The 21485-nt window shown below is 68.3% G+C and carries 18 protein-coding genes and 1 pseudogene; 10 read left to right on the top strand and 9 right to left on the bottom strand.

Going from position 1 to position 21485, the window contains the following annotated elements; translation table 11 throughout:
- Positions 1-58: 58 nt before the first annotated feature.
- Both G3I65_RS22950 and G3I65_RS22945 read right to left on the bottom strand, forming a co-directional pair.
- On the bottom strand, positions 59-961 hold the full coding sequence (locus G3I65_RS22950) for a hypothetical protein (protein ID WP_160697932.1): 903 nt from the start codon (positions 959-961) through the stop codon (positions 59-61).
- 22 nt (positions 962-983) lie between these two features.
- The gene (locus tag G3I65_RS22945; protein WP_160697931.1) at positions 984-1391 is read right to left on the bottom strand and encodes a hypothetical protein; all 408 of its coding nucleotides are present in this window, start codon (positions 1389-1391) and stop codon (positions 984-986) included.
- A gap of 275 nt (positions 1392-1666) precedes the next feature.
- Between G3I65_RS22945 and G3I65_RS22940 the strand changes: the two genes are divergently transcribed.
- The 10 genes from G3I65_RS22940 to G3I65_RS22895 all read left to right on the top strand — a co-directional run bounded on the left by G3I65_RS22940 (position 1667) and on the right by G3I65_RS22895 (position 14020).
- Complete coding sequence (locus tag G3I65_RS22940; RefSeq protein ID WP_239071383.1) at positions 1667-2089, top strand: DUF2690 domain-containing protein; 423 nt, start codon at positions 1667-1669, stop codon at positions 2087-2089.
- 101 nt (positions 2090-2190) lie between these two features.
- Positions 2191-6327, top strand: coding sequence for a hypothetical protein (locus G3I65_RS22935; protein WP_160697929.1), 4137 nt, complete (start codon positions 2191-2193; stop codon positions 6325-6327).
- A gap of 1452 nt (positions 6328-7779) precedes the next feature.
- A complete protein-coding gene (locus G3I65_RS22930; RefSeq protein WP_160697928.1) occupies positions 7780-8016 on the top strand; it encodes a hypothetical protein in 237 nt (78 codons plus the stop codon).
- A gap of 379 nt (positions 8017-8395) precedes the next feature.
- The gene (locus tag G3I65_RS22925) at positions 8396-9025 is read left to right on the top strand and encodes an alpha/beta fold hydrolase (protein ID WP_160697927.1); all 630 of its coding nucleotides are present in this window, start codon (positions 8396-8398) and stop codon (positions 9023-9025) included.
- Between the two features lie 619 nt (positions 9026-9644).
- Positions 9645-10157 (top strand): AmiS/UreI family transporter, encoded by a 513-nt coding sequence (locus G3I65_RS22920; RefSeq protein WP_160697926.1) that lies wholly within the window; start codon positions 9645-9647, stop codon positions 10155-10157.
- A gap of 71 nt (positions 10158-10228) precedes the next feature.
- On the top strand, positions 10229-10966 hold the full coding sequence (locus tag G3I65_RS57480; RefSeq protein ID WP_239071382.1) for a hypothetical protein: 738 nt from the start codon (positions 10229-10231) through the stop codon (positions 10964-10966).
- Entirely contained in the window at positions 10963-11271 is a 309-nt protein-coding gene (locus G3I65_RS22910; RefSeq protein WP_166640447.1) for an MSMEG_0570 family nitrogen starvation response protein, read from the top strand. The genes G3I65_RS57480 and G3I65_RS22910 overlap by 4 nt, the downstream gene beginning before the upstream one ends.
- 381 nt (positions 11272-11652) lie before the next feature.
- Complete coding sequence (locus G3I65_RS22905) at positions 11653-12012, top strand: hypothetical protein (RefSeq protein ID WP_160697924.1); 360 nt, start codon at positions 11653-11655, stop codon at positions 12010-12012.
- Positions 12013-12045: 33 nt separating this feature from the next.
- Complete coding sequence (locus G3I65_RS22900; protein WP_375336708.1) at positions 12046-12870, top strand: carbon-nitrogen hydrolase family protein; 825 nt, start codon at positions 12046-12048, stop codon at positions 12868-12870.
- A gap of 682 nt (positions 12871-13552) precedes the next feature.
- Positions 13553-14020 carry a nuclear transport factor 2 family protein gene (locus G3I65_RS22895; RefSeq protein ID WP_160697922.1) on the top strand — a complete coding sequence of 156 codons (468 nt, stop codon included), beginning with the start codon at positions 13553-13555 and terminating at the stop codon, positions 14018-14020.
- On the opposite strand, the gene G3I65_RS59070 is transcribed toward G3I65_RS22895, so the two are convergent.
- The 7 genes and pseudogenes from G3I65_RS59070 to G3I65_RS22860 all read right to left on the bottom strand — a co-directional run bounded on the left by G3I65_RS59070 (position 14002) and on the right by G3I65_RS22860 (position 20937).
- A complete protein-coding gene (locus tag G3I65_RS59070) occupies positions 14002-14391 on the bottom strand; it encodes a transposase (protein WP_203612472.1) in 390 nt (129 codons plus the stop codon). The genes G3I65_RS22895 and G3I65_RS59070 overlap by 19 nt on opposite strands.
- A gap of 15 nt (positions 14392-14406) precedes the next feature.
- Positions 14407-14820, bottom strand: a pseudogene (locus tag G3I65_RS22885) (DDE-type integrase/transposase/recombinase); the annotation flags it as partial.
- Positions 14821-14927: 107 nt separating this feature from the next.
- Complete coding sequence (locus G3I65_RS22880; RefSeq protein ID WP_309235637.1) at positions 14928-15548, bottom strand: response regulator transcription factor; 621 nt, start codon at positions 15546-15548, stop codon at positions 14928-14930.
- Positions 15549-15674: 126 nt separating this feature from the next.
- Entirely contained in the window at positions 15675-16865 is a 1191-nt protein-coding gene (locus G3I65_RS22875; protein WP_160697919.1) for a sensor histidine kinase, read from the bottom strand.
- Positions 16866-16908: 43 nt separating this feature from the next.
- Entirely contained in the window at positions 16909-17763 is an 855-nt protein-coding gene (locus G3I65_RS22870) for a lytic transglycosylase domain-containing protein (protein WP_160697918.1), read from the bottom strand.
- A 604-nt stretch (positions 17764-18367) separates the two neighbouring features.
- Positions 18368-19759 carry an acyl-CoA reductase gene (locus tag G3I65_RS22865; protein WP_160697917.1) on the bottom strand — a complete coding sequence of 464 codons (1392 nt, stop codon included), beginning with the start codon at positions 19757-19759 and terminating at the stop codon, positions 18368-18370.
- Positions 19756-20937 (bottom strand): hypothetical protein, encoded by a 1182-nt coding sequence (locus tag G3I65_RS22860; protein ID WP_203612471.1) that lies wholly within the window; start codon positions 20935-20937, stop codon positions 19756-19758. Before G3I65_RS22860 ends, G3I65_RS22865 begins: the two co-directional genes overlap by 4 nt.
- Positions 20938-21485 lie beyond the last annotated feature (548 nt).

Raw genomic sequence — 21485 nt, 5'->3', positions numbered from 1 at the left:
TGTCAGCAACTCCTACGCCTGCCCACGGCCTTCGAAAGGGTTGAGTTCTGGTGCGGGCTCAGCCGGCGAGCAGACGGTGTGCCGTCGCCACCTGGGTCCGGGTCAGTTGCCGGTGCTGGTCGAGGGCGTCGCGGTGGCCGGCTATCGCCTGCTTCTGGTAGGCGGTGATGACGGCCACCCAGGTGCTGTTGACCTGCTCCCGGCCGCGGCAGGCGACGTCGGCCTTCGCTGTCGCGAGCATCCGCGGGGTCGCTTTCCCGTCGGCGAACGCGCGGTCGTTGTTCGCTTGCCACGGATCGCTGTAGGTGAAGCCGGCGTCGGCCATGCAGGCGCTCCACCGGGAGAACGCCGTGGTGAGACGGCTGTCCTTCTCGGCCGCGGCGCTCGCCTCCCGTTCGAGGTGGATCACGAAGTTCTCATCGCCGGGCTCACCCCTCGCGGCCTTCGCCGTCCGGCTGGACGATTCGGCGCCGCAGCCGCCTGGGGGTACGTCCGCGCCGTTCAGCCTGGCCGGGCCGTCGCCGTTGAGCACCGCCATCATCTGGGGTGACCACTTGAACTGCTTGCTCTTCACGTCGGCGACGCGTTGGGAGTACTCGTCGAAGTCCGGCGGCTTGTAGCCGTATCGGGCGGCGGCGTCCGCGTCGATCAGGCCGATCCGCCGGATCGCCGGTTCCGGCTGCACTGTCCGCTCGGGCAGCGGTACGTCGAATCCGTAGCGGCGCATGCAGTCGCGCAGGACGACGTCCCCGGCCCGCGCCATCGAGGCTCTGTCGTCCGGCGAGGGGTGGTAGGCGTCCAACGGGAAACTGATGTCGGCGTAGGACGTGACGGTCGGCAGCGTGCCGAGGTCCGGCTCGGCCTGAGCGGGGCCGGGGCTCGCGCTCGACACCGCGCAGGCCGGCAAACCGAGGACCGCGGCGACGATCAGCCCCCACATCGATCCGGTCGTGCTCTTCATGTCGGGATCTCCTCCGGTCGGGTCAGCCGTTGTACCAGTAGTGGGATTCGGCATCGTCGTTCTCGATGCCGACCCAACTCACCTTGTCGCCTTGGCGGGCGAACCACCCCACGTCCCCGGCATACCAGGCTTGCCGGAACGAGCGCACCGAGTCGAACTCACCCGGCGCGCCGTTGTTGTGGTACGACGACGCGGCGTTGGCCGCCAGATGCTCGTTGCCGCCGTTCGAACCGCACCAGTCGTTCCAGTAGCTGCCGTCGCTGTTCGGCCAGTAGCAGTAGGGCCAGACGAAGTTGGCGTCGACCCAGATGCAGTAGTCGTAGTACGGGCAGCTGCCCTGCGCCGATGCCGGCGTCGCGCCGACCACCCCCGACAGCGCGAGAGCCGACGCGGCGACGACCGTCGTCGCACGTCTCGGTAGGGACCTCATGTTCGGTTTCCTTTCGTGAGGTTGCAGACGTCAAGGAGAACGAAAGTGGAATCGGAATCACCCGGGAAAGGGTCAGAAGCGGAGCGAGGTCAGGGTGCGGCAAGGTGTAGCCGCTTGTCAATGTCGCTCTGCTTCAAACGTCCGTCGCTGGGTGCGTCAAGAGGGGTCTGACCAGCGCATTTTGGGATTCTACTGGGGTTTCACCGGCGTGGGGTGGCACGGTTTGGGGCGCTGAATGAAAGCAAGTTTGCAGGTTCTCCTGATTCGAGGTAGTAATGCAAAGTCGTTTCTTCACCGTCGCGGGCGCATCGGTCGCCGCCTCCTGCACGGGAGCCTCGTGCGCGGGAAAGAGCCCCGTGTCCGCGGGGTGCAGCGCGGGTGCGCAGACACTCGCCAGCATGGTGGTGCTCGGGACTCCCGCCGCGAAGGAGTTCCTCGTGGAGCACCGCTATTCACCCGCGTGCCTGGCCAGCTGGACCACGGTGACCGACATCAGGCAGCCGGATTGCCTGTACTCCGTGAGTGTCTGGCACGAGGCGATCGACGACAGCACGGGCGGCCGGACTCGGACTGCCGCGGTGGGCAGCGGGTCCGCGTGTTCCGCCTCCACGGTGATGATGAGCACGGTGGGCAAAGCCAATCGGGCCTGCGCGCACAGCACCTGGGAAGGCCTCGACCACTGCACCGCGTGGAAGTGACGGTGCCGGGCAGTCCGCCTCGACCGTGATGGCCGGTAGGCATCCCTTTCCGTGGCACCAACAACCCAGCGTCGAAAGACCTCATCGTCGAAGGAGTGGTCGTGCGCGCTCGAAGATCTCTCGCTCTGCTGTGCGCGGTTTCCTCGTTGTTGTTCACACCGAACGCCGCGGTGGCGGAGCCGGCTCCCGCCCCGGGGCCGGACCTCGTGGTGCCGTCGGCGAAACCAGCGTCACCCGGCGCGGTCTTGCCCGGCGAACGAGCCCAGGTCCTGGGGGAGGGCTGGCGGGACTCGGCGGACCGCGCGGTGACCACCATCGGGGACAGCGCCGGGTTCCACGTGCTGGTGGCCGACGCCCGCACCGGGTACGCGTGGCGCACGGCGGCTTCGCTGTCGGAGCCAGGATTCGACACCGACACCTGGATCGGCAACCTCTGTGTGACCGCATCGGGCGACCGGGCGGTCGTGGTCTACGCACCGCGTACGTTCACGAACAAAGCCGTCCTGGCCGATCGCGGTGGCTTCACCGCGATCGTGGACCTGGCCGGGGGCGCCGTGCGCAAGCTGGCCGTCCAAACCAGCCTCGCCTACTTCAACCCGGGCTGCGGCCCGACCGAGTCGGCGGTGCTCACCCAGGGCGGCGGCGAAGACGTGGCCGCCACTCGTCTGCTGCGGCTGGACACGGTCAGCGGCGCGATCGCCAAGCCGATCCAGGTACCCGGGCAGCTGACCTCGGCGGTCCCGACCACCGAGGGTATCGCGGCGGCCGATTCGGGTGCGGTGGTGCGCGTGGACACCGACGGCAAGCGGACGGTGGTGACCCCGGCGAAGGGGGTTCCGTACCGGCTGGCCGCCGACGCCGACGGCGGCGTGGTCTACGCCGAAGCCGCGGATGCGAACACGGCCTCAGTGCGCAGAGCCGACCTGAAGGGCGGCCACGCGGCGACCACACTGGCCTCCGGCAGCCGCACCGGCCTCAGTGTCCGCTCGGGCCGGGGCGGGCGGGTCTTCGTGACCGGTGCCAAGGTCGCCAAGACGGTCAGCCCGGCCGTGTCCATGGTCACGGTGCCTGCCGACGCGGCGATGTCCCTGTCGGGGCAGATCGCGGTCACGTCGGTGCGGCGCGCAGCGGGCCCTGACTCCCGGGTGGCGCCTGCCAGCCTCGCGGCACCACAGCGGGTGGACATCACGGCGACGTCGCTGACGACAGCCAAGCCCTTCACGTTGTCCGTTACGACCGGGGACGACCTCGCGGACGGCGCCGCGGCGAGTCCGGTGCTCGGCCGTGCCTCGGTCACCGCCGGAAGTCCGAACGACCCCGCTGACGGTGACCAGCGCTACTGCTCGGTGGCCCGCAACGATCCCCGAAACCAGGCCATGCAACCCAAGCCCCGTCAGGTGGAGTGGGCCGCCGACCAAGCGGTCCGGGGAGTCCTCACCGTCGTGCGCCCGGCGAACTGGAAGAACCTCGGCATGCCCGCGTACTCACCGCAGGGCCTGTTCCCCTCGAAGACCCTCGACGGCGGCGGCTACGTGCCCGCCCAGATCCTGCTCGGCATCGCCACCCAGGAGTCGAACACCTGGCAGGCGGCCAAGTTCGCCATCCCCGGCGTGACCGCGAATCCCCTGATCGGCAACTACTTCGGCATCGACTACTACAACGGCGACGAAGGCGACGACTGGACGATCCGGTGGGACAAGGCCGACTGCGGCTACGGCATCATGCAAGTCACCGACGGCATGCGCCTGGCCGGCAAGGAGAAGCCGAACGAAATCGCCTTGCCCTACGACCAGCAACGGGCCATCGCCCTCGACTTCACCGCCAACATCGCCCGCGGCCTGCAAATCCTCCAGGACAAGTGGAACGAGACCCGTCGCGCCGGACTCCGGATCAACAACGGCACCGCCGACGGGCTGGAGAACTGGTTCTTCGCCGTGTGGGCGTACAACTCCGGCTTCCACGCCAACCCGGGCGACGGGCAACCGTGGGGACTCGGCTGGCTCAACAACCCCGTGAACCCGCGCTACCCGGGCGATCGTGCCCCGTTCATGGAGCAGTCCTACAACGACGCGTCGCACCCGCAGGACTGGCCTTACCCGGAAAAGGTGCTCGGCTTCGCGGGACATCCGATCGAGCTGATCGAAACGCCCGGAACCCTGGTCCACAACTTCCGTCCCGCGTGGTGGCTCTCCGACGCGGACCGCTACAACGTCAAACCACCGGTCAGCCAGTTCTGCGACAGCAGCAACCAATGCGTGCCGGGTGAGGAGTTCCCGCCGGAGGCCGACGAGGTGCTGGGCGAGCCCGCGGGCCCCTGCGCGCACAAGAACGGCGCCGGCCAGTACGACCTGAAGTGCTGGTACCACCAGCCCAACACCTGGAAGGCCAACTGCCCGGACAGCTGCGGGCGGGAACTGCTGCGGTTCGACCCCGGCTACGCCTACCAGGAGGACGCCACGAACTACCCGCCCGTCTGCTCACTCGTCGGCCTGCCCGAGGGCGCCCTGGTGGTCGACAACCTGCCGCAGAACGTGCCGTCCATCCGGCCCGACTGCACCAAGCCGCCCAGCTCCGGCAGCTTCGGGTTCACCTTCAAGCAGGCCGCCGACGGCACCTACCCCGGCAAGGTGGACGTGCACCAGATCGGTGCCGCCTACGGTGGGCACTTCTGGATGAGCAACACCCATGGTTCGGCCGAGCGCGAGGCCATCGGCACCTGGACGCTGAACCAGACCCGCACCGGCCCGATGAAAATCATGGTGCACCTCCCCGACCCGGGCGCCCGCGCCAAGCTCGCCGAGTACCGGGTCAACGCCGACGGCGGCGAACGCGGGCGGGTGATCAGCCAAGAAGGCAGCGGCGACCGGTGGGTGAACATCGGCACGTTCATGTTCAGCGGTACGACACCCCGCGTCAGCCTCAGCAACCGCACCGCCGACGGCGACGGATCCGTCCGGATCGCGTGGGACGCCGTCGCGTTCGTCCCCGTCACCGGCCAGTACCACGAGGAGGCCGTGGAGGCCGCCGCGGTCTACGACGAGGACCAGAAGATCGACACCGCGGCGCCCGCGTCGTGGCTGGCCGGACCCATCGCCAGCAGTGCGAGCCTCTATCAGTGGGGCCGGGACTCGGCGACCAGCATCCTGTTGGCCACCGGGCTCGGTACGGCGACCAGACAGACGATCAGCCAGTGGAAACAGCAGGTCGAAGCTGCCGGCGCGGACCCGGTCAACCACCCCGACGGGAACAGCGCCGCGACGTGGATCGGCTTCGCCCAGCCCTACACCGACCGGCCGACGAGCAACCAGCGCCCGAGCTGGTTCGACGACCCGGACCGGATGAAGATCAGGGCCAAGGCGACCGTCTCCTTCGTGACCGGCGACGACGCCACGATCATCCCCGGCACCGAGTACGTCCAGTACGAACACCGCACCGGCAACTCGCACCTGCCACCGTTCGTGGTCGACCTGTTCGGAGCACTCGAGCAGGACTACGGGATCACCCGGCCCGACCTGCGCTACCGGATGACCGACCTGAACGTCCACGACGGAGCCTGGCGATCGGCCGATCCCAGCCGCGACGGCAAACTCCCCGGTATGGCCTACGCGGACGGACGCCGGGCACCGGAGCTGACCGACAGCACCGGCGCGGCCGCCCCGACCGCAGCGTCCTGCGTCAAGGCGCAGACGACCGGCGGTGGCTCGACCGGCTACCGGCCCATCCTCAGCCAGTCCGGTCCCGTGAACGCCGCGAACGAGTGGGTGCACCGCGTCGTCTTTGACGAACGGCTGCCCGCGGGCCTCAAGCAGCTGGTGGACGACATCTGGACCCTGTTCTTCGACGCGGGAGCCGCGTCCGGGGTGGACGCGTCCGCGTTCAACGACGCGCCGCCCATCTGGCAGGAGTTGAACTTCCTGGCCTGTGCGGACGGAAAGGTCCGCACGGTCGACCCGTGGACGCCGATCCTGCGGGCCAGCTGGATGCCGGACAACTACCTCTACCACCGCGGGCTGGCCATCGACCGCAACGGAACCCGGACCGGCAGCGCGGCGCCCGTCCTGCGCGGGGACTGGCTCAACTTCACCAAGATTCCTGAATTCGCGACCGACACCGCGTACGGGCCCTGCCGCAGCATCAACCTCCACGAGCGGGCCGGGAACCCGTGGGACATCAACCCGAGTGTCCCGCCCGACCCGGGTGCCAACCCGCCCTTCAGCCGGTTCTGCTCGCAGGCGTGAACGTCACATCGCTCGAGGAATTCCGTACGGCAACGCAAAGGAGGACGATGAAACATCTCATCGGTACGTTTTTGGTCGCGGCTGCGGTCGCCAGTGCGACTCTCATCGGCCAAGGTGTCGCGCAGGCGACTCCGACGAGTTGTTCGAAGGGCTACGCGGGCAGCTATGCCGGGTGGGCGTGGTGCACAGCCGGCACCGGCGACTTCCGCGCGAGGGTGAACTGCCGTCACAACGAAGAGCCGAACACCTACTACCGGTACGGGCCGTGGCTGAAGGCGGGCCCCCGAGCGTCGACGAGCGTGGCCTCGTGCAACCAGGGCGACCTGGCATCGGGTGTAGTGGTCCAGACGAGGGAGCCGTGTCCGTCCTGCCGGGAGACGCACCAGCCGTCGGTACGCGAACGCTCTTGACGAGTCTGGCCCAGGCGGACCTTGTCTGCCTGGGCCAGGCCCGTCTCGCGGCCGAAGCCCGCTCCGCCGCGAAGCAATGAGACTTCGACACGCCAGCGGTACGGCCTCGGCCGACTCGGGCGTCAACCCACCCTGCAAGCGAATCTGTTCTCAAGCCTGACCGGCGACAGACCTCAAGAGCTGTGACGAAGTGGACGTCTATGTAACAGGCAGCTGGCGTGGCTGATCGCCGCGTCCCGGATGTTGACGGCGCGGTCGAGCTCGGGGGTTGGGGTCGTGGACTACCAGCAGGTGGCGCCGACCCGGCCGGCGAGCACGTCGAGTTCGTCCTCGATGACCTCGGTCCTGCGTGCTGTTGGAACAGCACGCCGATCGCAGCGGCGCCGGGGGCGCCGTATGCGTGGGCCAGCGCGCAGGCGGCCATTCTTCACCGGCACTCCCGCGGGCGTCGGCGATCTGCGGCAGACCTTCGTGTCGAACTAGGGCCGACGCGGACATGAGGTCCTTCCACAGGCACACCGGCTGTCCTTGCGGTTGCAGTCACGCTGGAGCTCGCAGATGAGCGCCATGAGGTCGGTGCGCCCAGGCCGCCGTGGGCGAGTTCCGGACATCCATGATGCCTTTCGACATGCCAGCACCAGATCCTCGCGCTCGTCGCCGAGGTCAACAGCTACGCCGAGATCGGGCAGCTGCTGTTCATCCTGGACAGCGTGCCGAGGAGACGGCTGCGACTTCGGTGACGGCCGACGAACCCGTCCCCGCCGAACAGGCGAACGCCCAAGGCCGGGCAGTCAGGGCGGGGTGGTGCGTGTCAAGGGGCTTGTCGTGGCGTTGGTGACGGTCACGTCAATGACGACCGTGAGGCAGCTGCGAGGTTGTCGGGGTTTCTTGTAGGCGTATTTGGACGGAGGTCGCCACCCCGCAGACCCGGGAGGACGCCGTACAGCAGGCCGGGCAGGGCGCCGCCCGCGGACCCACCAGCAGTGGTACCGCTGGTGCCGGGCGCCGGAACAGGTGCCGGGCAGTCGGCGGGGCGATGTAGGTGGTGCCGGTGGTGCCGTCCTGCTCGCCGTTCGCCGCGGTGCCGGTCACCGTGATCGGTGCCGCAGTGGCGCTTACGGTCGGTGTGAACGTCCCGGTGCGGGTGGTGCTTTCACCGGCGGCCAGCGTGCTGTCGTTGCAGGTCATCGCCCCCCATGGAGGCGCTGCTGCCGACGTTGTCGACGGTGCCGATGCCGGAAACTCGTCCGCAGGTACGCCCGCTTGCGTGCGGACGTAGCGCTCATCGCGGTCCGGCCGGGCGAGTCGCCCGGTCCGGCCGCCGCGGCTGCGTTGCTGTCGGTCGCCCCGGCAACTGGTGTCATCGTGCTTGGCATCGGCGGATTCCTCCGCACGTGCGACGGCCCGGACCCCGAACCTGCAGCGCCGCCAGCTCCCGCGACGTTGCACGGCTCGATGTCAAACCTCCGCACCTGTCCGAGTGCGAACTGCAGGTTCTCTGGGGTTCGCAGCGCACGGGCCGGCCGAGCAGGTCGGCTACACCGCGATCACCGTGCGAGTGTCCGATGAGGACGCCGGCGTCCACGACCTGGCCACCTACGGTGTCGACCCGGCGACCCCCCTGGCACCGCAGGTGGGGAGACGCTGCCGCCAACCGGGTGCCGCTCGCGCTCTTCGGCGGTACCGCCATGGCCGACCCGACCCTTCCCGACCGGCTCCGTAGCGTCGCCGTCCCCACGCTCGTCGTCCGGGGCGCGGCCGACCGGATCGGGGCGCCGGCCGTCGGCCAGGCCTACGCGGCCTCGATCCCCGGCGCGCGGGTGCGCCTCATCGAGACCGCGGGACAACTACCGCAGATCGAGACCGCCGACGACCTGATCGCGATCGTCTGGGACTTCGCCGACGCCCACGCAACCGGCAAGCCGGCCGCTGCGACCACAATCGGCATCCTCGGCAGCGGTCGGGCGCCAACCCCTCGCCGGGGCATGGAGCAGTGTCCGACACCCCGTGCTGATCGGATCACGAACCCCCGGCGACGGGACCGTCACGCTCGACGACTCGGTCCGCACCGCCGCCGTGGAGGTGAACGTGACCCCGGATCGGGGTCGCCGCACGCACTCGCTGCCCTCGACCCCGCGCTATGGAACTGCAAGGTCGTCCTCGATCTCGCCAACCCCGCAGCCCTCGCTACCGCCCGCGCCGCAGAACATTGGTTCGGCATGTTCCCAGCGCTCGTGCATACCCGCGACGGAGCCTTCAACCTGCGAATCGTCGGACCACGCGGCTGACATCGACACACGGGTCGGCCCGGACGTTGGCAGCCCCGGCCGGCCCGCGTGTCGGGCAACAGTGATAGATCACCGATCCGCTCCGGCCATGTCAGGGGCCGCTGGCCAGGATCGCCTCCATCTCCTTCGCTGCGGGGACTCCGTCGATCAGCTGCGCTGCCACGCAGGTTATTCGGCACTTGCGCGTTGATGCCGACGGCGTGGCGTAACCCGGCTTTTACGACCGGGTCGGCTGATGCATTCTGGAGGTAACCATCGCGAAATACAGAGCCCGGATGCTTTCCGGCAGGGCGTCGTGCATGCACGACGCATGCCGACGCCGCGGGTGAGCGTGCCGGTCCGAGCACCGGGGATGGCGAGTTGGCGGACTCCTGCTTCGCCTGGAACTTCTCGGCCCTGTCCGAGACTGAGAACCCGCAACTAGGCGGGGAAAGACGGTGGCGCCGACCAAGCCCTTGGGGCTGGGACGGCGCCACCAGGTGACCGATGAACCCACATTCCTGCTGACCGATCTGCAAATCACCAGCAGGGCAGGCGTCCGATCGCTTTCACCGTAGCACTGGTGGGTGGCGGACTTACTCGAAAGGAGTCACTTATGCCTCCCATCTCGGTGGTTTTCGTGATCACCGGCCTCGCTGTCTGGCTCAACGGCCTGGCGTTTCTCGGTATCGGAGCGAAGGAGAAGCCCGACGGCCCGAGTCCGCTCGTCACGGTCGGCTGGGTGACGCTGGTCGCCGGCATCGTCGACCTTGCCAACGCTGTCTGGATCGTGCAGAAGCTGTTCGGCGGGGCGGCCGGCGACACCGGCGTCCGGCTGGCCGGGCTGGTCACGTTCTACGGCCTGTTCTTCGTCGCCCTCGGTATCGCGCTGGTCAAGGGTCTCGATCTGCAACCGATCGGCAACCTCGCCATCGGGGTGGCGCTGGTGCCGCTGGCGTGGTGGAGCTTTTTCGACGGCGGCTGGATGTTCAAGTCGATCCTCGTCGTCTGGGTTGTCGCGTTCCTCGCCGTCGCGGCGTTGATCTACGACCGGCTCAAACCGCGTGTCCTCGGTGGCATTCTGGTCCTCACCTCGCTGTACACCTTCCTGCTTCCGGCGGCGCTGCTCGGCGCCGGCGTCGCGATCCCGTGAGCACTCCGGTCTGGGAGCGCCGGAAGGCGGCGTTGCGGTCCGATCCTGCCCCCGCACCCGAAGGAGTCACCGTGTTCACCGTCGATGTCGACGCCGAGGTCAAGGCCGACATCGAGAAGCCGCTCGGCGAGATCCCGCATCCCTCGCAAGCCGCGGGCACCAACCTCTACGGCTCGACCAAGATCTTCCCCGATTTCCAGGCCGAGGACGGCGAGGCGTACTTCACCCTGATCCACGGCATCCCGTACGAGCCCTCGGTCTCGTTCGTCGCCGTCCTGCAGGCGACCAGGGCGTTGCGTAACGGTTTCGAGTCCGCGATCTACGGCCCGCGCGAGGAGGACTTGATCGCCGGAGTCGTGCCTGCGCACCCGCTCGACGTGCAGGACGCGGTCATCCACCCGCCGACCCCGTCCACCCGCGTTGATGTCGCGATCCAGGGCATCGGCCTGCTCGACGCGCCCGTCGCGCGCCGTGCCGGCGCGGGGCCCAGCCGCGACGGCGACGTCCTGCTGGACGGGGTCGGCGTGCCGGCGGGTGGCGATTGCGCCTTATCGCCGATCTTGGCGGTGGATGGCGGGCCGGGTACATCGGCAGCCCGTGCGACAGCACCAGCCGGTGCACGCCGGAGCAGTTGCGTGCCCAATCGCGCGTCCTACCCGCGCATACGCCCACGGCGGCCAAGGACGGGCCATGTCCGGCCTAGCGGGGACCACGGGAATGGTCGCAAACGCGGTCACATCAGGCCGACAGAACCACCGACGCTCATGCGGCGGCCGGCGTGGGGAGGTGGCGGGCCGTGCCTGAGATGACTATGACCGTCCGCTGGCCTGATGGCGCGGTGCAGGAGCACTACTCGCCGTCGCTGGTCGTGCGCGACTACCTCGCTGTCGGCGGTTGCTACACCGTCAGCGACTTCGTCGATCGGTCGACGACTGCTCTTGCCGAGGCGAGTGAGCGGGTCCGCGCGAAGTTCGGCTTCGCGTGCACCGCCGCGGCGGCCAGCGCCGAGCGCATCGTGCAGCTGGCGTCGTCCTGTGCTCCGCAGGACACCGTCACGGTGATCGCCATGCAGCCCGAGCCGGCTAATCGGTCCGCCGCCAAGGAGCCCCGATGACCGTCGCCCGCACAGTCGCTGCCGGCGGCAGCCAGGCCGACCACGTCGTGGTCGCTACCGGCGGATATCACGAGTCGATCGTGCCGCCCCGGGCGGTCGCGATCGATCCGACGATCACGCAGCTGGAGTCCGCGCGGTACTGCAACGAGGGTCAGCTTCCACCCGGGGCCCTGCTGGTCGTCGGCTCCGGCCAGCCCCGCGCGCAGATCGCACCGCGGGCGGCGCGCTCCTACCGCGGCATGGACGTGCTGACGTGGCTCGCGGAGCTGGGGCTGTACGACACCCAGGTGCACTCCTACCTCGGTGGAGTGACCGCACGAGGAGAACAGCCACTGCGTCACTGGCCGCGATATCGCCCTGCGTGCCTTCGCGGTGGAGGGGATGCGGCGGTACGATCTGCTCGACGGCGGCCGTGGCACCGAGATGACGTTTCGGCCCACGCTGAGCGGCTCGCTGGACATGGCCGACGCGGTCTACCACTCGATCTGCCGCGACATCGACCGCTGTGCCGAGCGGGAAGGAATCGAGGCGCCGCCCGGCCGGCGCTACACGCCGGTCTTCTGGGCTCCGGCGGACGAGCCGCTCTCGCACGATCTCGCGGGCGAGAACGTCGCGTCGATCATCTGGGCGATCGGCTACCGCCCGGACCGTCGCTGGGTCAAGGTCGGTGCGTTCGATGGATCGGCACACCCCGCGACGCCGAGTACAGCGTGGTCGCGGGCTCGCGGCGGACTCCCGTGAACACGTCACAGAACTGGCGAAGGCTTGGTGGTAATGAGGATCGCAGCGGTGGCCGCACACTTCGGGCGCGATCTCGACCGGGCCCTGCGCAAGATCGCAGGCATCGTCGGCGACGCACGGGACGCCGGCGCGGACCTGCTGGTCCTGCCGGACGCCACGTTGGGCGGCTACTTGTCCGATCTGCGTCATCCCGACCCGAACTCGCTGCCGCCCGGTTTGGCCGAGGACTCCGCCGAGATCCAGCAGGTCATCGCGCTCGCCGGGCCGATGGTGGTCTGTTTCGGCTACGCCGAAGCTGTCGGGCAGCAGCTCTACAACTCGGCGTTGTGCGTTTCCGGCGACGGCGTTCTCGGCCGGCACCGCAAGGTGCATCAGCCTGCGGGCGAGGCGCTGGTGTATGCCGCGGGCGAAACCTTCGAGCCCTTCGACACCCCGATCGGCCGGCTGGGGATGCTCATCGACTACGACAAGACCTTCCCCGAGGCCGCACGAGCGCTCGCTTTGGACGGCGCCGCGATCCTCGCCTGCCTTTCGGCGTGGCCGGCGTCGGTGACCGACCGCGCATCGCGACTCCCGCAGGACCGGCAGTCGCGGTTGTTCGACCTCTACGACTGCGCTCGCGCGGCGGAGAACCAGGTGGTCTGGGCTTCCGCCAATCAGACCGGCGTCATGGGCGGACTCCGCTTCCTCGGCCAAGCCAAGGTCGTCGGGCCCGGCGGCGACGTCCTCGCCCGCACCTCGTCCAAAGGCGGGCTGGCCCTCGCTGAGCTGGACGTCGAGGCCGAGACCGCCCGGTCCCGGCGGATCCTGCACCACCTGCAGGAGCTCAAACCGGCGGCCTACCAAGGGCTTCGTTGAGAGGGGCACCGGAATGAGCGTCGCCCAGCTCACCCATTCCACCCGCCCCCAGGGTGGCGTGCTGCACACACTCGCGCCGGCGGAGACGCCAGGCGTCGACGTGTTCACTCTGGGACGCGGCGGTAACACCGCGTTCTTCCGGCCGGTCGCGCCGATCGCCCGATCAATCGACGTGCTGGCCGCCGCCTTCGCCGCTGAGCGCAGCGGCCACGACATCGTGCACGCTCGAGACTGCGTCTCGGTCAACGCGCTACGTCCTCGCACTCGACGGGGTCGAGCCGCGCAAAGCCTCCATCGGTCTAGTAGCAGCGTGCACCTGCTAGCGCTCGTCGACCAGGGACTCCGAGACCCGGCTGGTCTTCGGCGGCGGGGAGAACCCTGTCCGACTGCCGCGGCTACTGCGCCGACTTCGACAAACGGGCTGTGGAACTCGGGATCGAACCCGACCTCGTCGCAGTCCTCGACGAGGAGGATCTCCTGTCCCTGGTCGCCGAGGCGCCGCCCTGGCCGCGGCGCTGCAAGGCCAACTCGACCACCCGATCGATCGGGTGGCCTGCCGCTCGCTGGCCGCCACTTACACCTGGGACCGCGCCGCGGGCCCACTTAGCGTACTGCCGCCGGTTTGGCCGCAGTCACGGTTGATGCCGGCGTTATGACCGGATCTGTTGAGAGGACAAAGGAAATGACCGAAAGCCGCCCACCGTTCCCGCCCTTCGACGAGGTGACCGCCCGCCAAAAGGTGCAAGCCGCCGAGGACGCCTGGAACACCAAAGACCCCATACGAGTTTCCCTCGCGTACACCGTCGACTCCGAGTGGCGCAACCGCGCCACCTTCGTCAAGGGCCGCGACGCGATCGTCGAATTCCTCACGGGTAAATGGGAGCGCGAAATCGACTACGCGCTGCGCAAGAGCCTGTGGACCTTCGGCGGCAACCGTATCGCCGTCCGCTTCCAGTACGAGTCGCACAACGAAGCGGGGCAATGGTTCCGTAGCTACGGCAACGAAAACTGGGAGTTCGACGACAACGGTCTCATGCGACGCCGCGAGGCGTCCATCAACGACGTCCCGATCAGCGAGAGCGAGCGCCGCATCTTCGGCCGGCGTCCCGATGACGAGCGGGGACCCGAGCACTACATCCCACTACACTGAATTGAGCGGAGAATAGATCTATCCCGAGAAAGCGGGGTCAGGACACGCGCGGCGAACACACGAGCGAGGGTGGTTCTGGCTCGCTTTCCGTGATTGCTTGGCGCGGCGAACATCTGCCGCTTCAGTATCTTGATCCGGTTGACGTGACCTTCGACGACTCCGCTGCTCCAGGGCAGGGTGACCCTCGCGACCACCGCATCCTGGACCCGGCGCAGCCCCTTGACGAACGACCGCAGCGCTGGAAGGTCGTCGGCCTCGGCGGCGGTCATCCACTGCTCGAGATGCTGGTCGGCCGGGTCGAGGTTGGCTGGTTTGGTCATGATCCAGCCGGCGACGTGGCGGGACGGGTCTGCCCTGAGTTCGGTTGACACCGGAGTTGACTGTTTTCAGGCCGCTGCTGCGGTCGTGTAGATGGTCTCAAACTCGACTGGGGTGAGCTTGCCCAGGGCGCGTTGGCGGCGTTTGCGGTGATACTTCGTCTCGATCCAGGACACGATCGCCAGCCGGAGCTCCTCCCGGGTTCGCCACCGCCGGGTGTCGAGAACATTCTTTTGCAGCAAAGAAAAGAATGACTCCATTGCGGCGTTGTCACCACACGCCCCGACCCGGCCCATCGACCCGGTCAGCCCATGAGCGTGCAACAGGCGCTGGTAGGCCGCCGACCGGAATTGGGCGCCGCGGTAGGAGTGGACCACGACACCGTGCGGGTCGCGCAGTGCGATCGCGTTGCGCAGCGCGCTGACGGCAAGTGAGGCCCGCATGTGCGAGGCGATCGAATACCCGACGATCTTGTTGGAGTAGCCCGGAGGTTCGTTCGTCCAGCGGCTGATCGGCGACACGGAACGAGAACCCGCGCAATCGTCCGATCAGGCGACCGGACGGATGAATCCGCTCGATGAGACCTTGGTCACTCGATGAGCTTGTGTCGCATGGCCTTGGCCACGACCGCGCCCCGGTCGGAGACCTCCAGCTTGTCGTACAGCCGCCGGATGTGAGTCTTGATCGTGGCCTCGGCGAGGAAGAGGTCGCGCGCCATCTGCGGAACCGTCCGCCCCTCGGCGATGAGACGCAGGACCTCGGTTTCCCGATCGGTCAACGCCGGTCCTTCGGTACGCGCGCGCAGGCGGATCTCCCCGGCCAGCCGGGCGGTGAGTGCCGGGGCGAGAGCGCCTTCGCCCCGGCCGCACGCGCGAACCGCGTCGACGATCTCCGCCCGGCGAGCCTCCTTCGGCAGGCAGCCGACCGCGCCGAGTTGCAGCATCCGGTAGAGCACCGACGACTCGGTGTACGCCGACACGAACAGGACCCGGGTCGGCAGGGCATCCCGGACGACGGCGTGGCAGACCTCGGCACCGTCGAGCTCCGGCATTTTCAGGTCGAGCACCGCCACGTCCGGGGACAGGTTCCGGATCATCTCGAGCGCCTCGCGGCCGTCGCCGGCTTGCCCGACCACCGAGATGTAGCCGCTCGCCTGCAGGCACCGGGTGACGCCCGAACGGAACATCGGATGGTCGTCCGCGACTACCACACGGACGTGTTCGTCGGACGTCTGCACGCTGGTCCCCCTGAGCTTATGGCTGCCTCTCCTCCCGATTATCCGGGTCACCAGCCTTTTGTCAGTGTCGCCTTGTTCACGCCGGCTGCGGAACTTCGGCTACTCCGCGCCGCCGGGCAAGCACGCTTCGACAATGGTTCCGCCCCCGGGGCGCGCCGCGATACTCATCTGCCCGCCCGCACTTTCGACCCGCACCTTCTGCCGGGCCAGTCCGACGTGCCCTTGCGCCAGATTTCGCGACGAGTCGGCAAGATCGAGACCGACCCCGTCGTCGGCCACGGCCAGGCAGACCAGACCGCCGCGACGACGCAGGCTCACCACCACGGTGCTCGCGCGTGCGTGACGCACCACGTTGGAAAGCAGCTCACGGGCCACGGAATAGAAAAGGGTTTCGTATTCCTTCGGACATGATGTTTCGACCGCGACGTTCACGTGCGGTTCACCGCCCCGCCCGGCTCGCGCGCCCAGTTGGCACAGGGCTTCGGCGAGACCGGCCTCGTCAAGCACCTGAGGATGCAACTCGAAGACCGCGTCACGCAGTTCCCCGACGGTCTCCAGCAACGCGGTATCGGCCCGACGCCACATCTCGTCGTGCTCGGTGCCCGCGAGGTCCTCCAATTCGAGGCGGGTGGCCAGCAACCGTTGAATCGCACTGTCGTGCAGTCCGTCGGCCAGCGTGGCCCGCTCCCGCTCTTCCGCGGACAGGACATCCGCCAGCAGGCGCTCCCGGACCATGCGCAACCTGCGCAAGTTTCGTTCGTGCGTACGCAGAGCAGTTGTGACAAGCGTGCACACACCGGTGAACCACAGCAGGTAGAGGACGTTCACCCCGCCCCGGAACAACCCCACCAGGTGCTGATGCCCGGGATCCAGCGCCTCGACGTCCGCAGGCGACAACGGCAGCGCGATCAGGAAGACGTAGGCGAGAGCGCAAGCCACCCCGACCATCGCTGTGTGCTTGGCCCGGTATGTCACGATTCCCGCGATCGGGAGCAGAAAATACGCGTAGCTCACCTCGGAGTTCGGCCCGCCCGAGAGCTCCGACAACACGGTGATCGCGAGAATGTCCAACGCCGTCGTCCAGGCCGACGGCGCCATCCGGCCGACGATCTGCAGACCGACCCAGCAGGCGTAGGCGAGGAACGCGGCCACGAACGGGACGACCCACGGCGGTTCCGCGACGAGAGCGCTCAAGGCCATGGGCCCGAGCAGCACGGCACGCACCGCCGGAATACGGGCGACCAGATCGTTGCTCACCAAGGCGTTTCGAATGAGGGTGTGGCGGCCCATGCGCGCTCCTGTCGACGGCACAGCGTTCCGGACCGCCTGCCTCTCACTTGGTCGGAACACCGAGGCTCGGAGTCGAGGACGGCGATGGTTCGCTGGTCGTCGTGGTCCCCGTCGGCGCCGGCTGACTCGACGAGTCCGTCGTGGACGAAGTGGGCGGAATCGACGGGGTTGTCACGGGCGAGGTCGGCACCGGCACCACCACAATCGTGGTAGGAGCCATCGACGGCGGCGGAGCCTCGGTAGGTGCGGGCGGCTCGGCCGACGCCGGAAGACCAGTGATGGCACCATCGTTGTAAACCCCTTCCCAGGCCAGGACCAGGTCGAGATATTTCGCCGACCGGTTGTACCGGAGAATCGCCGCCGCCGCGCCATCAACCGTTCGGAGGTCTCCGCCGGTCGCACAGAGGTAGCTCCCGGCGGTTTGAGCGGCGTCGAAGACGTTGTGCGGATCCGCCTTGCCGTCACGGTTCGCGTCGCTGCGCCACCTCGCCCACGTTCCCGGGATGAACTGCATCGGCCCGACCGCGCGGTCCCACTGTGGATCGCCGTCCAGGTTGCCCCGGTCGGTGTCTTCGATCGCGGCGAACGACCCGGCCCCGTCGAGTACCGGGCCGAGGATGGGCGTCAGCGTGGTCCCACCGGTGTCGACCTGGCCGCCGCGGGCGTGGTTCGACTCGACCTTCCCGATCGCCGCGAGCAGCGGGAGCGGAAGGTGGCAGTCCGGCCGTGAGTCCGCGAGGGCGCGCACCGCCTGGTGGTAGGCGTCGAGCACGACAACCGGAATGCCCCGCGTCGTCAGGACCACTCGAGTTGTCTCGCCGTCCAGGTCCGGGGCGGGCAACGTGGCCGGATCGACACTGGTCGGCAATGCCCCGTCGGGGATCGGCGTCCGTTCCACGAGAGACTCCGCCGTGTAGCCACCCTGAGTCCGTACCACCGGCGACTGATCCGTTTCGGCGTCAGCCAAGAGCTGTACCGTCGGACCGGTCTGGACGGCCGCGCCGACCAGGAGCCCGAGGCCAACGGCGGTGATCCGGTAGGTTGTCCGTCGGCCCGGACCGGACGGCTGGTGGTGCCTGGCCGCTCCCCGGAGTGTCCGACCGCCCGTCTGCCGATGCTCGCCCGGGCCGCGCGCGGGCGGCGGCCCCACCGGGTACCCGCCCACCTTTGCCGGCATCATGGACACCTTTCCACCGCACGACAACCGAAGAACGCGCGTCGTAGCTTGCTACCGCTGCCTGTGGTTCCCAGTAAAGCATCGCAGCGAGCCGGTCATTCCGGCTGAACTCGACAATGTCTCGAAGGGCACGTCCCACTACCTGTCCGAGCGCGCCAACGGGCATCGTCGGCGCGTTCCACGAGCAGTCGAGGAAAGGGAATTTCGGTGACTGCCTGCCGCCGGACCGATATCCACCCTCACCTTGCCCGGCAGTGCATCACAAAGGGCACGTCGCTCTTCCTTTCCGAGCACCGCCACACGTCGGCACCGAATAGCCGATCGATCACAAGTCCCCGGCCAGCCGGCCCCGGTTGCCGACGTCGGGCAGGTCACGGCCCTCGCCGAAAGGTCCGCCGTGCCGCACGCCCACCCGCCTGCTGTATCGCTGCAACGCGTAGACGCCGTCGCGTGGCTCGCCCGGGTAGCCCGACAGCATTTCGCCGGGACGCGTTATCCGGTCGACGCCCGCCGAGATCAGCCGGCGTACCAGAGCGGGAGCCTCGCTCCGCGTCGCCGCCAGCCCGGCAGTCTGCAAGTATCGGCGATACGGCCGGAGCGTTGCGGTGATCTGGTCCCGCGGCAGCGGCTTCACCCACACTATCCGGTGCAATGGCGAAGCGCGCAGGTCCGGCCGGATGTCGACGATCACCCGCCGGCGGTCCCCCGCCTCGCCCTGCACCTGCGTCAGGCTGAGGAGTTCCTCGTGGTCGGCAACCAGGATGGTGTTGCTGATCTCCGCCTGCTCTTGAAGGCTCAACCAGTCTTCGGACGCGGCCGGCGGAACCGTTTGCAGCACCTTGGTGAACCGCTCGCCGAACGCCATCAGTTCCCGGTGATCGGTTGTCCCGGCGTAGATCACCTGCGGGCTCGAGCACGCGTGCCGCACCGGCGCACAAGCCATCCGAGCGAACGCGTCGAGTGTTTCCTCGTCGTGCAAGTGGCTCTCAGTGGCATAGCCCACCGAGATCTTCGCCCCCCAATCGATCAGACGGCACCCCGGCGTCACGAACCCCCGGATTCCGGCGAGCGCACGGTCACCGCCCCAGACCGCGACGGCGTCCGCGTCCGCACACAGCAGTTCCAGCCAGTCACTCCGGTCAGCCGGGAATCGCAGCCCCACGATCCGCTGCGCAAGCCGCCCGGTCGGGTCTTTCGCCGCGAGTTCGGCCAGTACGGCGAAAGTGAACGCGGTGTCCCGGCTACCCGCCTTCGCGACATTGAAATTTCCGGTCAGCAGACCTTCGACGACGCTCAGCACCCCGATGGCCGGCGCGTTGTTCGGAAGGATGTGCACCAGCAGCCCGACCGGCTCCCAGCTCTCGAACGGGTTGGCCCGGGCACTGACCCGCACGAAGCGTCCCGATGCCGGGCCACCCAGTTCCCGTTCCAACTTCTCGTACAACGCTTCCCGCGTCAGTTCACGGGACAACTCGGCAAGGGCTTCACCTGCGGCTTCCGTCGTCATGGTGCCCAGGTACGGCGACAGCCGCTTTCTGACCGGCCCGGAGGAGTTCGCGAGGTCAGCTGACAGGTGAGCGCACGCGTCGACGACGAGCGAGACGGGGAACGGTTCACCAAGGACGTCCGAGGCTTCGCCGGCCAGGGAACGGAGGCGCCGCTCAGCCGCGTTCTCGGTGATCCATTTCCCACGCCAGAAATGTGCTCCTCTGGTCATTCCTTGTCTCCCGGAAATTCCGTTGTCACCACGGGGAAGCTACGGCCGGGCCCGACGCCCGCGCGGCCGTACACGACGAACCACGGCGTGTTCCACTCACATCCGCAGTCGGCAGCCGGGAACACTGCAGCGAGGTCGGTCATCAGCACGCTCTGCGCCGGGACCGAGGTGACGTAGGGTGAAATCAGCTGCAGGTAGCCGACTTCCCTGGCCGGGAGTGGCTCCAGCGTCGCGACCGAACGTATGAGCACGCGAGCCCACACCGGGACATGAAGCTGGTGGTTGCGGCATTCCACATAGGGAACCCAGTGCTCGACGGCGCCGTAGCAGTCCCGGACACGTTCGGCCGGGATACCCAGATACTCGGAAATCTCCCGGTACAGCACCGCCTTCCGAATCTGTTCGGGGCCCCGCTCTGGCCACCCACCGCCGAGGAACACCAGTGAGCCGGCCGGGAGCTGCAGAGCAGGCAGGCCGAGCGCCCGCATCCGACGGATCGTCGCGTGGAGGAACGTGGGAAACCCGAAGATCCGGGCCGGCACGCCGTCCTCGGCAAACCGCTGGAGCGCGCGGACGCAGCCGAAGAAGTCGAACGAGTGCCCGGTGCCGTCGTCCCGGAGCGCGTACTCGACCGAGCGACGCGGTGCGAAATCACACAGGTAGTTGCCGGTGAACGAACTACCCCTCGACGCCGCTTGGCTCGGCTCGTAGCCGTAGAGCAAGTAGTTGGCCTCGTCCGACGCGCTCAGCCAGCCGAGGTGGTCGAAGATCCTCGCGACCATCCGCTGCGCCGAGCGGATCGACCAGTCGTCGAAGAACATCCGCGACTTCCGCCCAGTCGTGCCGGACGAAGTCAGCTCCAGCACGATCGATTGCCGCGACACCGACAGCAGTTGATAGCTCTTGAAGACGTCCGCGTGGACGAACGGCAACGCGGCAAGGTCAAGGCCGTCGGCGAGGCTGGGGGATCCTTTCCGCCGGAGCAGACCTTTGAAGAAGGCCGAGTTTTCCGCGTGCCACTGGTTCACCTCGTCCATCGCGTCTCGGAACAGTCCGTCGTGCTGTGGGCTGTGCGCATAAGGTTCTGCAAGCTCACACAGCTTTTCCACCGACGCCAGCCGGCGGTCGGGCACCCCGCCGGTCGCGAAGTAGTCGCTGCCCGCCTTCCCGCTCAACACGTCGCCGGATCCAGGCTCACTGACGACCGGGTCTTCCGGTAGCCAGCCGAACGGGGCAACAGCGACGGGCCGAGCGGGGCGGCGGCTTGGGGGTCAGCGTCTCCCGCCGGACACGCCGCATCGGCCGGTGAGGCCCCGCCGACCGGGAACCACTCCGCCTGACGACCGGTCGCCCCCCGATCGATCGGGTCGGCAGCGGGGCCTGGAAACGACGGACGATACGACACGAATCAGCGTCCTTTCTCGAGTTCCAGCGGGGTCATCCACTTGGGAAGCCCGATCGAAGCACCGCGCCGCCGGGAGAGGACATCGTCCGAACTGCTGACTGGCGGTCCAGCGCGGATCACCCGGCCCATCGACTGTTTGGACGACTCCGCAGATCAGCTGAACGCGTCCTTGGCGCCCGGCCCGCACCGCCCGGTCAGGGCCCCGGCACAAGAGCAAGGTCACCCAGGTCTCTGTCCCGCCCCGGGCGCGACAAGTTCCCGCGCACCACCAGGCCGGCCGCCGAGACCGGGCGGCCTGGCGATCCGGTCGAACGCGACTTC

The sequence above is a fragment of the Amycolatopsis sp. SID8362 genome, assembly GCF_010550475.1.
In the GTDB taxonomy this organism is placed as follows: Bacteria; Actinomycetota; Actinomycetes; order Mycobacteriales; family Pseudonocardiaceae; genus Amycolatopsis; species Amycolatopsis eburnea.
Note: the sequence above shows the minus strand (reverse complement) of the source record. Positions and strands in the feature narration are given on the sequence as shown.